We start from the raw sequence: 14,562 nt of genomic DNA, 5'->3' as shown, positions 1-14,562 counted from the left end.
GACTAAGGCTCACAGTTAGGATTTTAGCGATCATTCCGGCATTGTCGCAAACAACGATTTTCTATCAACGACTTAGGACAATCTTGCCGCTGCGACACACAATAGCTTCTGGCGTGACGAGTACAGAAATGACACGCAAACGCGCCGCTTTTTGTCTCAATCGGCCGGCGGATAGGAATGCTCGCCGCCGCGATAATCGGTGATGGAATAACATCCGTCGCCTGTCGCCCGGATAGCGCTCCCACTGATGACGGCCTTGCCGTGACCGCCTGGAATATCGAGAATGTAAGTCGGCTGGCAGAGACCGGAAATCCGCCCGCGCAACGCCGCGACGATCTCCTGCCCCTCCTCGATCGTCACTCTGAAATGACCGGTGCCGGGCGCCAGATCCGGATGATGCAGGTAATAGGGTTTGACGCGGATTTCGACGAAGGCCTTCATCAGCGCCGCAAGCACGTCGGGATCGTCGTTGACGCCCTTGAGCAGCACCGACTGGCTGAGCATGGCGATGCCGGCATCGACAAGGCGGGCGCAGGCTGCGCGCGCTTCCATCGTCAGTTCCCTGACATGGTTGGCGTGCAGCGCCACATAGACCGTCTTGCCGCTTGCTTTCAGCGCGGCGACCAGCGCCGCATCGATCCTCTCCGGATCGACGACCGGAACACGCGTGTGGAAACGCACGATCTTCACATGGGCGATCCCGGCAAGCGTCTCCATGATGTCGTGGAGACGGCGCGGAGAAAGCACCAGCGGATCGCCGCCGGTGAGGATGACCTCCCAGATCTCCTCATGACCCCGGATATAGTCGAAAGCGGCCTGCATCGCCGCGGCATCGAGCGTGCCGAGGCCCTGCGGTCCGACCATTTCGCGCCGGAAGCAAAAACGGCAATAGACCGGGCAGACATGCACGGCCTTCAGCAACACACGATCGGGATAGCGGTGAACGATGCCTTCGACGGGGCTGTGGGCATGATCGCCGATCGGATCGGCGCGTTCCTCGCTGGCGATCGTGAGTTCGGCGATATCGGGCACGAACTGCCGGGCGATCGGATCATCGGGATCGGTGCGGTCGATGAGCCTGCTGATCACCGGCGTCAGCGCGATCGCATAGCGCGCGGCAACCTCTTCGAGCGTTGCGCGATCGGCAGACGCGGCGAGCCCTGCCTTCACAAGATCGTCGACGCTCTTGATCGGTTTGACGACATTCATCTTCCATACTCCGCAACCGGCGCCCAGAGCACCTGGTCGATGCGCGATGCTCCCGTTGCCAGCATCACCAGCCGGTCGAAACCGAGCGCGATGCCGCTTGCCTCAGGCATCAACGCCAGCGCGGCGAGGAAATCCTCGTCGATCGGATAGGTCTCGCCGTAGACCCGCGCCTTCTCGGCCATCTCGATCTCGAACCGTCGCCGCTGTTCGGCAGCGTTGGTGAGCTCGCCGAAGCCGTTCGCAAGCTCGACGCCGCAGGCATAGAGCTCGAAACGCTCGGCGACCCTGGGGTCGCGTGCCGAGGGACGCGCAAGTGCCGCCTCCGAGACCGGATATTCGTCGAGGATGGTGATGCGGCCGAAGCCGAGACGTGGTTCGATCTTTTCGACCAGCACCCGGCTGAAGAGATCGGCCCAGCCGTCGTCATCGGCAACCCGCATGCCGACGCGCCTGAGTTCGGCTGCCAGATGGTTGCGATCGGTCGAACCATCGGTGGCGACCGAGGCAAGAAGATCGATGCCGGCATGCCGCTCGAAGGCTTCGGCAACGCTGACCCGCTCCGGCCCGGCAAAGGGATCGCTCTCGCCGCCGCGATAGGCAAGCGTCCCAGTCTTTACCGTTTCTGCCGCCAGCGCCAGGATCCGCACGCAATCCATCATCAAGCTCTCATAGCTTTCGCCGGCCCGATACCATTCGAGCATGGTGAATTCGGGATGATGCAGCGGCCCGCGCTCGCGATTGCGATAGACATGGGCAAAACATGAGATCCGTTCCTCGCCCGCCGCAAGCAGCTTCTTGCAGGCGAATTCCGGCGAGGTGTGCAGGTAAAATGGCGCCCTTTGCCCGTCCGTCGTCAGCGCTTCCGTCGCGAAGGCATGCAGATGCGCCTCATTGCCGGGAGAGACCTGCAGCACCGCCGTATCCACCTCGATGAAATCCTCGCGCGCGAAAAACCCGCGCAACGCCGCCTGGATCGCATTGCGCCCGATCAGGAACGGACGGCGATCGGCATGTACGGACGAGGTCCACCAGGGGGACGCTTTGGCCGAAGAGTTCATTCCAAGCTTTCTTCGCCGGAGAAGCCGGTATGGGGTGGCTATTTCCCGGATTTTAGGTTAGTTGCGCCCCCAAAGAAAAACATTTGCGTCTTCGGGGCGTCTCGACAGTCCTCTACGACGCCGAAAGCCGAGTTACAAGGAAGTCTTATGGTCAAGGTCATCGCCTCTTCGGTCCGCAAGGGCAACGTTCTCGACGTCGACGGCAAGCTCTACGTCGTCCTCACCGCCCAGAACTTTCATCCGGGCAAAGGCACGCCGGTCACCCAGGTCGACATGCGCCGCATCGTCGACGGCGTGAAGGTTTCCGAGCGTTGGCGCACCACCGAACAGGTCGAGCGCGCCTTCGTCGAAGACGTGAACCATCAGTTCCTCTACGAGGACGGCGAAGGCTTTCACTTCATGAACCCTGGAAACTACGATCAGGTCGTCGTCGATGTCGAGACGATGGGTGACGACAAGGCTTATCTGCAGGAAGGCATGACCTGCGTTCTCTCAATGCATGAAGGCATTGCGCTGGCGATCCAGATGCCGCGTCACGTCACGCTCGAAATCACCGAGACGGAACCGGTCGTCAAGGGCCAGACGGCGTCGTCTTCCTACAAGCCGGCCATGCTTTCGAACGGCGTGCGCACCATGGTGCCGCCGCACATCAATGCCGGCACCCGCGTCGTCATCGCCACGGAAGACAATTCCTACGTCGAACGCGCCAAGGATTGATCCTGAGTTACAACTCTTGAAGAGGCCGGCTTATGCCGGCCTTTTTGTATCCGCCTTCTTTGCAGCATGATGTTGTCCGAAAACCGCTCACACTTTTCGGCATCATGCTCTAGAGATGCGGGTTGCGCGGCCGGTATTTCTTGACGAGCTTCTGGTTGATCTCGGCCGCACCCGGCATGTTGGCGCTGAGATAAATTGGCGCATCGCCGGATTTCGAAAGCTGCGAGGCGACTTCGGCGAAGACCGCATTGATCACCGTTACCCCGACCGCCGTCGAGACTGGCCCAACTCGAAGCCCCGTGCCTTCGAGATCGACAACGGCATCACCCGGTGGCAGCCCGTTGTCGAGCACCACATCGGCCACGTCGGCGAGCCGCCGGCGACCATTGGCGATCGCTGAGGAATAGGCGATCGACGTGATGGCAATCACCTTTGCGCCGATTTCGCGCGCATAGTCGGCCGCCTCGATCGGCGCGGCGTTCACGCCCGAATTGGAAGCGATGATGATGACATCGCCCGGCTGCATGCCGTAGCGCTCCAGCATCGGCCGCACCAGGCCCTGCGTGCGCTCATAGACCGAACTGATGACCGCACCCTCATGCAGCATGGCCGAGCCGACGAGCACCGGCACGGTGAAGGCGAGCCCGCCGGCACGATAGTGCACCTCTTCCGCCAGCATATGCGAATGGCCGGTGCCGAAGACATAGACGCGCTTGTCGCCGTGGGCAGCATCGAGGATGACGGCCGCGGCCTGCGCCATCGGCTCGGCAAGCGCCTGCTTCAGCTCTTCCAGCCGGCCGATGAGGTTAGTGAAATAGGCATCGGTAATGTCGGTCATCCCACGTCTCCTTGATGTCAGGCCGCTTCGCTGCCGAGCCAGGTGGCGGTGACGGCAAGCGCATCGGTGAGATGCACGAGATCGGCACGCATGCCCGGCGAGAGATGACCGCGATCGGCAAGCCTGAGGAAGCGGGCGGGATAAAGGGTCGCCATGCGCAGGGCCTCGGCGAGCGTCAGGTCGAGATAGGTGACGCCGTACCGGATCGTCGAGATCATATCGACGTCGGAACCGGCGAGCGTGCCGTCGGAAAGCACCAGCTTCGAGCAGAAGCCACCCCTTTCTCGCCGGACGGTGCGCCCGTTCAGCGTGAACGAGTCTTTCTCCGAGCCGACGAGCGACATCGCGTCGGTGACGAAGAACAGCTTGCCTTCGCCGCGCTTGGCGCGCAGGGCCGTGCGCAAGGCCTTCGGATCGACGTGATGGCCATCGGCGATGATGCCGCACCAGGTCGAGGGATGGTCGATTGCCGCGCCGACGAGGCCGGGTGTGCGGTGTCCCAGCTGGCTCATGGCGTTGAAGAGATGCGTGACGCCGCGTGCGCCGGCATCGAAGCGTTCTTCCGCCGCCTCGCTCGAACAATCGGAATGCCCGATGCTGACCGTGACGCCGGCTTCCGCAAGCTCGCGCACCTGGGCAACCGTCACCTGCTCGGCCGCCATGGTGACGAGCAACGTGCCGATCTCCTCGCGTGCTCGGATGAAGGTCTTGACGTCACGTTCCTCCACCGGCCGCATCAGCTCGGCCAGATGCGCGCCTTTTCTGGCCGGCGCCAGATGCGGGCCTTCGAGATGCAGGCCAGCGACGCCGCGGCTCGCCTTGACCGCCTCCTTGGCCGCCTCGATCGCGGCAATGGAGGCTTCCGATGTATCGGTGATCAGCGTCGGCAGCAGCGACGTCGTGCCATAGGGCCGGTGTCCTCCGGCGATGATGTCCATCGAAGCGGCGGAAGGCTCGTCGTTCAGCATTCGCCCGCCGCCGCCATTGACCTGCGCATCGATGAAACCGGCCGACAGAACCCCGCCCGCAAGTGTCACGACCTCGCCGTCCGGCAGATCGTTTCTTGCGACGATCGCTTCGACTCGGCCGCCGGCAGTGATGAGCGCCTTGTCGTCATGGAAGCGTTCGCCGTCGAAGATGCGGGCGCCAAGGAAGATCTTGCGGGCCATCAGACCGTCTCCGTCACCTTGAGCAGGTTTGCCGGTCTGTCGGGATCGAAGCCCTTGCGTCGCGTCACCGACTCGATCAGCCGGTAATAGACGAGCAGCGACACCAGCGGATCGACGAGGCCGCTGCCCGTGGTCGGCACGCGCAGATGGACGCCGGACAGCGGCTGCGCCGAGAAGCCGACGGTGGTGGCGCCGAGCTTCTGCAGGCGCTCCAGTGCCTGGACGTTGTTGGCGAAGGCGGCATCGTCGGGCGTAAAGGCGACGATCGGAAAGCCCGGCTGCACCAGGCGCATCGGACCATGCATCAGTTCCGCCAGCGAGAAGGCCTCGGCATGCAAGCCGGAGGTCTCCTTAGCCTTCAGCGCCGCTTCGAGCGCGATCGCGAAAGCTGGGCCGCGGCCGGCCGTATAGAGCGAGGTTGCGTTGAAGAGCACCTCCTCGGCCGCCGCCGTGTCGATCCCGGCAGTTGCCGACAGCGCCTCCGGCAGCTTGTCGAGCGCAGTCTGCAGATCGGATGCGCCGCCGATCGCAGCCGTCACCCCGGAAAGGGCGGCGACCGAGGCAATGAAGGATTTCGTCGCCGCGACACTCTTTTCGGCACCGGCATTGAGGCCGAGAACGATATCGGCCTGTTTCGCAAGCGGGCTGTCGGTGACGTTGACGACGGCGATCGTCGTCGCTCCGCCCTTCTTCGCCGCATCCTGCAGCGCAACGATATCGGGGCTGGCGCCCGACTGCGAGACGGTGAAATGGACGCCGCCCTTCAGATGCAGCGCGGCACCATAGACGGAAGCGATTGACGGACCGACTGAGGCGACCGGAACGCCGCAGGTGATCTCGAAGAGATACTTGAAGAAGGTGGCGGCATGGTCGGAGGAGCCGCGCGCCGCCGTGGTCACCACGCTCGGGCGGGCGGACGAAAACAGCCGGGCGATCTCGGCAAAGACCGGCTTTTCCTTTTCGAGAAGCGTGGCCACCACCTCTGGCGACTGGCCGGCTTCCTGCAGCATCAGCGACTGGTTCTCACTCATAGGTCATCTCCAATTCTCAATTCGGCAACAAAATCATAGGCATCGCCGCGATAATGCGAGCGGGTGTATTCGACGACGCGCTGGTCTTCCAGGCGCGAGACACGTTCGATCAGAAGCGCCGGCGCGCCTGATTTGACGTTCAGGATCGCCGCAGAAGACGGGTCGAGCGTAACCGCAGTGAGCCGCTGCAGCGCGCGCACGGGCCTGTGGCCGCTGGCCGTCAGCGCATCGTAGAGCGATCCCTCGCCACCGGCATCGTGCCCAAGGAACTTGATCGGCACCACGGCGCGTTCAATCGCCAGCGGCAGGCCATCGGCAAGGCGCAAGCGGTCGAGTCTCAGCACCGGCTCGTCGCCGCCGAGGCCGAGCAGGAAGGATTCCTCCGGCGACGGCGTATTGACCGCCCGCGACAATACCCGCGCAGCCGGCAGACGCCCGCGCGAGCGCATGTCGGCGGAGAAGGAGGAAAGCCGCCAGAGCGACTGCTCCATGCGTTCCACTCTGCTCGAGACGAAAGTACCGCTTCCGTGGCGCGATTCCAGCGCCCCTGAAGCCATCAGATCGCGATAGGCGGTGCGCACGGTGACGCGTCCGAGCTTCAGTGCCTCGGCAAGGTCGCGCTCGCCCGGCAGCGCAGTGCCCGGCTTCAGCAATCCTTCCTGAATGAGACCGGTCAGCGTCTGCGCCAGCCGCTTGTAGAGCGGCCCGGTCAGCGCCTCGTCACGCAGGCCGCGGTTCTTCAGTTCCGCTATCAGACTGGTTCTATCCATGGGCGCATAATAGAACCTATCTAGAACCAATCGGCAAGACGGAATCGAGCATAGAAAGAAAAAACCCTCACCGGTGGACCGGCAAGGGTTTCATAGCAATCAAATTTGACAGCCGTGCGTGCGCAGAAACTCAGTTCTTGGTGAAGATATAATCCGTCTCCTGGCGAAGCACCTCGCCGGGACGCAGGACGGCATTCGGAAAACCTTGGTGATTGATGGCATCCGGCCAGACCTGCGTCTCCAGGCAGAACCCGGCGAATGGACCATATTTGCGCCCGCCGATGCCGAGCGCCTCGGTATTAAGCTTGAAACCGGCATAGAACTGCACGCCCGGCTCAGTGCTGCGCACTTCCAGCGACACCCCGGAATAGAGGCTGCGGGCAAGCGCGACGCTCCGCTTGGCGGTGCGCTCGGCGGACAGGCAGAAATTATGATCGTACAACACTTGTTCGCTGCCGACGAAACGCTTCATCGGCGCCATCTCGCGGAAATCGAATTCCGTGCCGTCGACGGAACGGATCTCCCCGGTCGGCACCTGCTTCTCATCGGTCGGCAGATAGTGATCGGCGGCAATCATGATGTCGTGGCCAAGCGCATCTTCGCGACCGTCGAGATTGAAATAGGCGTGCTGGCAGACATTGGCGAGCGTCGGCTGGTCGCTGGTCGATTCGTAGGTGATCGACAGTTCGCCATTGCCATGCACCCGGAAAGTCGCCTGGATGGTGCAATTGCCGGGATAGCCCGCACGGCCATCGGGATCGACGATCTTCAGCACCACGCGGTCGACGTCATGCTCGACGATCGTCCAGTTGCGTTTGGCGATATTGTCGCTGCCGCCATGCAGATGCGTCACGCCATTTTCGTTCAGCTCGAGCTGATGGTCCTTTTCGTCAAGCGTGAATTTGCCGCCGCCGACACGGTTGGCGCAGCGGCCGGGGGTCGCGCCGAAGTAGGCCGAATAAAGGGGATAGCTGTCGAAATCGTCAAAGCCGAGCTGCAGCGGAGCGTCATGTCCCTCAAGGCGCAGATCCTGGATGACCGCACCCCAGGTCATAATCTTGGCCGTCAGCCCGCCGCCCTTGATCTCGACGCGATAGACGGTCTCGCCCGCCTTCGTCTGCCCGAAAACATCCCGCTTCAACTTATCCGACATCATCGACCGTCCATTCTATCCCGGCTGCCTATTCCTCATCGAAATCGATTTAGGAATTTCAGCGATTCAAACTGTTGCAGCGTCCTTGCACGGCTGACAAAGACGCGCGGGCGCTGTGGTGTTCCGGACCGGAACCTGCCCGCATTTGTTCCAAACCGCAACCGGGCGGAGTAGAAAGAAATGCCGCAGCAGCGATGCGGCATCGGCTCAAGGCGCGATGGTGCCCTCAGAGGTCCATGCCGATCTCTTCCACGTCATAGGGCGTCGTCTGGTAGATTTCGTTGATCCAGTTGCCGAACAGCAAATGCGCATGGCTGCGCCAGCGATTCTGCGGCGCAAGCGCCGGATCGTTATGCGGGAAGTAGTTGTGCGGCATCTTGATCGGCACGCCGGCATCGACGTCACGGAAATACTCGTCGGAGAGCGAGGTGGAATCATATTCGACATGGTTGAACATGTAGAGCCGCCGGCCCTTCTTCTCGTGCACGAGGCACACGCCCATCTCGGCTGATTCCATCAGGATCTCCAGATCTTCGGATTTCTCGATATCGGCGCGGCGCACTTCGGTCCAGCGCGACACCGGCACTTCGAAATTGTCGGAAAAGCCGTTGAGATAGATGGAGGAAGGCTTCAGGTTCCGGTGGCGATAAACCCCGAAGGCCTTCTCCTTCAACTCGTATTTCGGAACGCCGTGGAAATGATAGATCGCAGCCATCGCGCCCCAGCAGACGTTCATCGTCGAATGGACATTCGTTTCCGTCCAGTCGAGGATCTGCTGCATTTCCGCCCAATAGGTGACGTCCTCATAGGGCAAAAGCTCGATCGGCGCCCCGGTGATGATGAAGCCGTCGAACTTGCGCTGCTTCACCTCTTCCCAGGTCTGATAGAAGGAAAGCAGATGGTCTTCGGAGGTATTCTTCGCCTTGTGGCCGCCGATGCGGATCAGCGACAGCTCCACCTGCAGCGGCGAGGCGCCGACGAGGCGGGCCATCTGCAGCTCGGTCTTGATCTTGTTCGGCATGAGGTTGAGCAGCCCGATCTGCAACGGACGGATATCCTGACGGATCGCCATCGTCTCGGTCATCACCCGCACACCTTCCTGAACCAGGGTTTCGAAGGCGGGCAACGTATCGGGGATCTTGATGGGCATTGCGGTCACTCGATCAAAAACAAAAAACCGGCGGCGAAAAAAATCGCTACCGGTCCGCACGCGGCCCTTTAGCGACTTTTTTAACGTGGCTGCAAGCCGGCCGGCCAAATCACCACGGAGCACTTTAATTAGCCCCAGTCGGACCGCGAATCAATGGCGAAAGCATGCAGGCACGGCCCATGCAAGCATCATCACACTTTAATGACTGATAGAATCTGTTGATAGACCGGTAACGCCACCATGTTAATAATGGGGGCATGGGCGGTGTGGAAAAGTGTAATGGCAGATAAGATCGAGAGGAGGCCGGGAATCCGGAGGCAGGATAGGGTAGGGTATGATCTCAGCCTGACATATCGCCTCGGGGTGATGTTCTCAGCATTCTGGAATTCGGAAGTGCGTGGCAAGGTGCTGTTTCTGGCGACCGTGCTGATTCTCGTCATCTTGGCGACGTCCTACGGCCAGGTCATCCTCAATGAATGGAATGCTCCGTTCTACGACTCGCTGGAGCGCCGCGACCTCGGCGAATTCTTCCACCAGCTTGAAATCTTCGCGATGATCGCCGGCACGCTGCTGCTGCTCAACGTGCTGCAGGCGTGGCTGAACCAGATGACCGCGCTCTATATGCGCGAAGGTCTGTCGCGTGATCTCGTCGACCAGTGGTTGAAGCGCAAGCGGGCGCTGCGGCTTGCTTCCAGTGGCCTGATCGGCGTCAATCCGGACCAGCGCCTGCACGAGGATTCCCGCAATCTCGCCGAAAGCACGACAGGGCTCGTTCTCGGCCTGCTGCAGTCGACCATTCTTCTGGTGAGCTTCATCGGCGTGCTCTGGGAGCTTTCGAGCGGATTCATCTTCCGCATCAGCGGCCATAGCTTCTCCATTCCGGGCTACATGGTCTGGGCGGCGATCTTCTATGCCGCTTCCGCCTCGGTGCTGAGCCAGGTCGTCGGCCGCAAGCTGGTGAAGCTCAATGCCGACCGGTTCTCGAAGGAAGCCGAGCTTCGCTTCACGCTGATGCATGCCAATGAGAACATGCCGGCGATCACCGTCGCCCGCGGCGAGGAAAACGAGCGTCGGCGCATCAACACCGATATCAGCTCGGTACTGAGGGTCGTCAAGCGGCTCGCCATGGCCAATACCAACCTCACCTGGGTTTCGGCCGGCTACGGCTGGCTGGTGATCGTCATCCCGATCATCGTCGCCGCCCCCGCCTATTTCTCCGGCGGCCTCACCCTTGGCCAGCTGATGATGTCCGTCGGCGCCTTCAATCAGGTCAACACGGCATTGCGCTGGTACGTCGCCAATTTCGGCCCGATCGCCGAATGGCGCGCCACGCTGATGCGCGTCACCGATTTCCGTCAGGCGCTGCTCGACATGGACGAGGACTTCGACCTGAAGGACAGCATCGCCTATGAAAGCACCGCGCCCGATACGCTGACACTGACGGATGTGGTGATCGTCGCCAAGATCGGCGAAGACATCGACGAATGCGGCGGTTTCCGCCTGCGTGAAACCAATGTCGTGATCAAGGCCGGCGAAAAAGTCATGATCAACGGCGATCACAGCGTCAATCGTAAGCTGCTGTTCCAGGCGATGGCCGGCCTCTGGCCGTGCGGCAGCGGCACGATGGGGCTGCCGCCGGTCGACGACATGCTGTTCGTGCCGCAGATCGCCTATGTTCCCGGCGGCACACTGCGCGAGGCGCTGGCCTTTCCCGAAAGTCCTGATGCCTACGAGAAAGCCGCCGTCGAGGCTGCCCTCGAGAAGGCCGGCCTGCATTCGCTGATCGCCAGGCTCGATACCCGCGCCCGCTGGGACAAGCTGCTCGACAGCGACGAGCAGAAGGCGATCGGCTTCGCCCGCCTGCTGCTCGTACGCCCGCGCTGGATCATTTTCGACGAGGTGCTGGAAGGCATGGAGCCGGAATGGCAGGAAACCATGGCCAAACTGCTCACCACCCTGCCCGAAAGCGGCATGATCTATATCGGCCGTTCCGAAGCCTATCTCGAGGTGCTGAAGCCGCGCGTGCTGCATCTGCAGGCGCTGCCGTCAAGATCCGAGGAACCGCCTGTCGCCCAGACTGGCGCCAGCGCCAGTGCAGGCGCTGCCGCCGTGCCCGCGCCGGCGCTTTGATGCGTGCCGCCCCAAAGTGTAGAGCGGTTTTGGCATAACGGAATGCGTTAAGATAAAGATATGAGCCGGCCGCTCACATCGGCGGCGTGATGCCGTTGAGGCCCACGGCCACCTGGCTGGCCGAGATACTGCCGTCAGCCGCCTTCTCGCCGGTGACGATAACGCCGGCGCCAGTCTTCAAATCATCCTTGGTCGCCGGCGCCAGTGTCACGATCGGTGTCGCATCGGCAATAGTGATGGTCTTTTCCTTGCCCTGATAGGTCAGCGTGATCGTGTGGCCTTCGACGGATTTGACGGCGTTGCTGACGGTCGCGTTGGTCATCTGGCTGTTCGGCTGCGCATCCCAGGGACGGTTGCCCTCGCCGGTGCCTTTCATCGACGCCGGAAAGATCAGCACTTCGATCGCCCCATCCGGGCCGTTGCCCTTCGGAAGTGAGGCAACGCCGACGAAATCGCCGGGCTTGATATCCTCGACCGAGGCTTTCCGGATACCGCCGACTTTCCAGCCGGCTTTCAGCGTGATCGTCGCATCGCTGCCTTCGCGCGTCTTGACAACGAGTTGATCACCGCTGAGGCTTTCGATGGCGCCGCGAATGCGGACGCGCTGGCCATCCTGCGCCTCGACGGCCTGCGATAGGGCAAGCGCGACAATGCCGCCGGCGGCAAGGGTTGTGAAAATTTTGGAATTGGGCTTGCGAGACATATGACTTTTCCTTGTCGCCATTGCGATCGGCAATATCCCCGGCTGCCGGGCGGCACTCTATGCCGCACGACGATCAACTGGCGAATCAAGGAAAGGTGAGCCGGCGCGTTTGGGAAACCTCAGCCTTCCAGCTCTTCGCGCAGCATTTCGAGCTCCAGCCACTCCTCCTCCATTTTGGTCAGGCTGGAGCGCAGTTTTTCCATCTCGGCGGCAAGCCGGTTGAAGGCCGCGGCATCGCGCGTAAACAGATTGGGATCGGCCATCGCCTGTTCGCGCTTGGCGATCTCGGCTTCGGCTTTCGCCATCTCCTTCGGCAGATTGTCAAGCGCGAATTTCTGCTTGAAGGAAAGCTTGGTCTTGGCACTTCCTGCGGACGGCGCTGCCTCTTGCGTCTTCGGCTTCTCCGCCGCTTTCTCCGCCCTCTTGCGCTCCTCAAGCGCGCCCTTGCGCTGCGCAAGCATGTCGGAATAGCCGCCGGCATATTCGATCCAGCGACCGTCAGGCGCATCCGGCACGGCAGGCGCGATCGTCGAGGTCACGGTGCGGTCGAGGAAATCGCGGTCGTGGCTGACGAGAATGACGGTGCCGGGAAAGCCGGCGACGATTTCCTGCAGCAGATCGAGCGTTTCGATATCGAGATCGTTGGTCGGCTCGTCGAGGATCAGGAGGTTCGCCGGACGCGAGAGGATACGTGCCAGCATCAGCCGGGCGCGCTCGCCGCCGGAGAGGCTTTTGATCGGCGTCCGCGCCTGTTCCGGTTGGAACAGGAACTCCTTCATATAGCCGGTAACATGACGCTGCTCGCCGTTGACGAGCAGGTTTTCGCCGCGCCCGTCCGTCAGGTAGTTGGCAAGCGTATTCTCGGGATCGAGATCCTCGCGCTTCTGGTCGAGCGTCGCGATCTCCAGATTGGTGCCAAGCTTTATCGTGCCGCTATCCGGGGAAAGCTGCCCGGTCAGCATCTTCAACAGCGTCGTCTTGCCGGCGCCGTTCGGCCCGACCAGACCGATGCAGTCACCGCGATGCACGCGGATCGAGAAGGGCATGACGATTGTCCGGTCGCCGAAGCTCTTGGTGATCTTGTCGGCCTCGATCACCAGCTTGCCGGATTCCTGCGCGTCCGAAACGGTCGCCTGCACGGTACCTTGTGGCCCTTTGTGGCCACGATATTGCGAGCGCATCGTCTGCAGTTCACCGAGGCGGCGCATGTTGCGCTTGCGTCGCGCCGTGACGCCATAGCGCAACCAGTGCTCCTCGCGCTCGATCGCCTTGCCGAGCTTGTGCTGCTCCAGCTCCTCGGCCTCCAGCACCTGGTCGCGCCAGGCTTCGAAATGCGCAAAGCCCCTGTCGAGCCGGCGTGAGGTGCCGCGGTCGAGCCAGACGGTTGCGGTCGAGACCTTTTCGAGAAAACGCCGGTCGTGCGAGATCAGCACCAAAGCGCTGCGGGTCTTCTGCAACTCGCCTTCCAGCCATTCGATTGTGGGAAGGTCGAGATGGTTGGTCGGTTCGTCGAGCAGGAGAATGTCGGGCTCCGGCGCCAGGACGCGGGCAAGGGCGGCCCGGCGCGATTCGCCGCCGGAAAGGGTCTTCGGATCTTCCTCGCCGGTCAGCCCGAGATGGGAGAGCAAATAGGTGACGCGGTAAGGATCATCGCCCGGCCCGAGACCGGCCTCGGCATAGGCCTGAACCGTGTTGAAGCCGGCAAAATCCGGCGCCTGTTCGAGATAACGCACCGTCGAGGACGGATGGCGGAAGACCTCGCCGGACTGTGCCTCGACCAGGCCGGCGGCGATCTTCAGCAGCGTCGATTTTCCCGAGCCGTTGCGGCCGACGAGACAGATCTTGTCACCAGGCTCGATCTGCAGCGCCGCCCCCGCGAGGAGCGGCGCACCGCCGAAGCTCAGGAAGATATCGTCGAGTTTCAGAATGGGAGGGGCCAAAATCAGACTCCGGAAAGATCATAGGGCCTGGCGAGCACGATCGCCTGGCCGCTGCGGAGCGAAAAGCGAACCTTGCCTTCCGCGACGTTGGAAATGGTGCGCGACGAGCCGAAAGGCAGATGAAAATCGGCCAGCGGATAACGCGCATTCTCGATGGAAAGCCCGATCAGCTCGCTGAACCCGGGCACGGAAAACAGGCTGCCCTTGGGAAGGTCCAGTTCGATCGTCCCGGCAATCAACGGCACGGCCTCTTCCTTGCCCGAGGTCAGCAGCACGTCGAAGCCCTCTTCCGCCAGGCTGACGGCCGACAGCAGATGCTGAAGCGCATGGTCCGAGCGTTCGCCGCCGAGCGCACCGGCCAGAATCAGCCGCCGCGCACCGCGCGCGATCGCTTCCGACACTGCGATTTCGCCATCGGTCGCCGCCTTCGCTGCGGGATAGGGCTGTTTCGGCACATCGGGAAATGCATCCTCGAGATCGGCGGGGGTCGAATCGAAATCGCCGACCCAGAGCTCGGGCATAATGCCGAGCGCTGCCGCATGCCGCATGCCGCCATCGGCCGCAATGAAGCGGCTGTCGCCGATGGCATGGCGCAGGCGCTCCGTCAGGCTGAGTTCGCCGCCAAGGAGAATGGTGAAGGTGGATTGGCTCATGGGCATTGCCCTTAGCGCAAACGGGGGGTCGAGGGGAAGGG

At 62.1% G+C, this 14,562-nt stretch carries 13 protein-coding genes and 1 riboswitch; of the genes, 2 read left to right on the top strand and 11 right to left on the bottom strand.

Annotation, left to right across the window (positions count from 1 at the left end; translation table 11 throughout):
- Positions 1-156 precede the first annotated feature (156 nt).
- On the bottom strand, positions 157-1,209 hold the full coding sequence (locus tag FHT69_RS21375) for a lysine-2,3-aminomutase-like protein (protein ID WP_097543562.1): 1,053 nt from the start codon (positions 1,207-1,209) through the stop codon (positions 157-159).
- The gene (epmA, locus tag FHT69_RS21370) at positions 1,206-2,267 is read right to left on the bottom strand and encodes an EF-P lysine aminoacylase EpmA (RefSeq protein WP_097543561.1); all 1,062 of its coding nucleotides are present in this window, start codon (positions 2,265-2,267) and stop codon (positions 1,206-1,208) included. The genes FHT69_RS21375 and epmA overlap by 4 nt, the downstream gene beginning before the upstream one ends.
- A 147-nt stretch (positions 2,268-2,414) precedes the next feature.
- On the opposite strand from epmA, the gene efp reads away from it, so the two are divergent.
- The gene (efp, locus tag FHT69_RS21365; protein WP_028758989.1) at positions 2,415-2,984 is read left to right on the top strand and encodes an elongation factor P; all 570 of its coding nucleotides are present in this window, start codon (positions 2,415-2,417) and stop codon (positions 2,982-2,984) included.
- Between the two features lie 109 nt (positions 2,985-3,093).
- Here efp and FHT69_RS21360 read toward each other — a convergent pair whose 3' ends face one another.
- From FHT69_RS21360 to metA, 6 genes are all read right to left on the bottom strand, one after another.
- Positions 3,094-3,822, bottom strand: a complete 729-nt coding sequence (locus FHT69_RS21360) for an SIS domain-containing protein (RefSeq protein WP_168333628.1) — start codon at positions 3,820-3,822, stop codon at positions 3,094-3,096.
- A gap of 17 nt (positions 3,823-3,839) precedes the next feature.
- Positions 3,840-4,991 carry an N-acetylglucosamine-6-phosphate deacetylase gene (nagA, locus tag FHT69_RS21355; protein ID WP_183905937.1) on the bottom strand — a complete coding sequence of 384 codons (1,152 nt, stop codon included), beginning with the start codon at positions 4,989-4,991 and terminating at the stop codon, positions 3,840-3,842.
- Positions 4,991-6,022 carry an SIS domain-containing protein gene (locus FHT69_RS21350; RefSeq protein ID WP_063473839.1) on the bottom strand — a complete coding sequence of 344 codons (1,032 nt, stop codon included), beginning with the start codon at positions 6,020-6,022 and terminating at the stop codon, positions 4,991-4,993. Before FHT69_RS21350 ends, nagA begins: the two co-directional genes overlap by 1 nt.
- Positions 6,019-6,792, bottom strand: a complete 774-nt coding sequence (locus FHT69_RS21345; protein ID WP_028759060.1) for a GntR family transcriptional regulator — start codon at positions 6,790-6,792, stop codon at positions 6,019-6,021. The genes FHT69_RS21350 and FHT69_RS21345 overlap by 4 nt, the downstream gene beginning before the upstream one ends.
- A gap of 130 nt (positions 6,793-6,922) precedes the next feature.
- Positions 6,923-7,945, bottom strand: a complete 1,023-nt coding sequence (locus FHT69_RS21340) for an aldose epimerase family protein (protein ID WP_028759059.1) — start codon at positions 7,943-7,945, stop codon at positions 6,923-6,925.
- Between the two features lie 226 nt (positions 7,946-8,171).
- On the bottom strand, positions 8,172-9,095 hold the full coding sequence (gene metA, locus FHT69_RS21335) for a homoserine O-succinyltransferase (RefSeq protein ID WP_028759058.1): 924 nt from the start codon (positions 9,093-9,095) through the stop codon (positions 8,172-8,174).
- Positions 9,096-9,143: 48 nt separating this feature from the next.
- A riboswitch (SAM riboswitch) is annotated at positions 9,144-9,221 on the bottom strand.
- A gap of 114 nt (positions 9,222-9,335) precedes the next feature.
- On the opposite strand from metA, the gene FHT69_RS21330 reads away from it, so the two are divergent.
- Positions 9,336-11,225, top strand: coding sequence for an ABC transporter ATP-binding protein/permease (locus FHT69_RS21330; RefSeq protein ID WP_183905936.1), 1,890 nt, complete (start codon positions 9,336-9,338; stop codon positions 11,223-11,225).
- Positions 11,226-11,298: 73 nt separating this feature from the next.
- Here FHT69_RS21330 and FHT69_RS21325 read toward each other — a convergent pair whose 3' ends face one another.
- From FHT69_RS21325 to FHT69_RS21315, 3 genes are all read right to left on the bottom strand, one after another.
- Positions 11,299-11,928, bottom strand: coding sequence for a hypothetical protein (locus FHT69_RS21325; protein ID WP_183905935.1), 630 nt, complete (start codon positions 11,926-11,928; stop codon positions 11,299-11,301).
- Positions 11,929-12,047: 119 nt separating this feature from the next.
- Positions 12,048-13,868: an ABC-F family ATP-binding cassette domain-containing protein gene (locus tag FHT69_RS21320; protein ID WP_168333624.1), complete on the bottom strand. Its 1,821-nt coding sequence runs from the start codon at positions 13,866-13,868 to the stop codon at positions 12,048-12,050.
- Positions 13,869-13,870: 2 nt separating this feature from the next.
- The gene (locus FHT69_RS21315) at positions 13,871-14,527 is read right to left on the bottom strand and encodes a thiamine diphosphokinase (protein ID WP_183905934.1); all 657 of its coding nucleotides are present in this window, start codon (positions 14,525-14,527) and stop codon (positions 13,871-13,873) included.
- Positions 14,528-14,562 lie beyond the last annotated feature (35 nt).

The sequence above is a fragment of the Rhizobium sp. BK008 genome (genome assembly GCF_014197345.1).
GTDB lineage: Bacteria > Pseudomonadota > Alphaproteobacteria > Rhizobiales > Rhizobiaceae > Rhizobium > Rhizobium anhuiense.
Note: the sequence above shows the minus strand (reverse complement) of the source record. Positions and strands in the feature narration are given on the sequence as shown.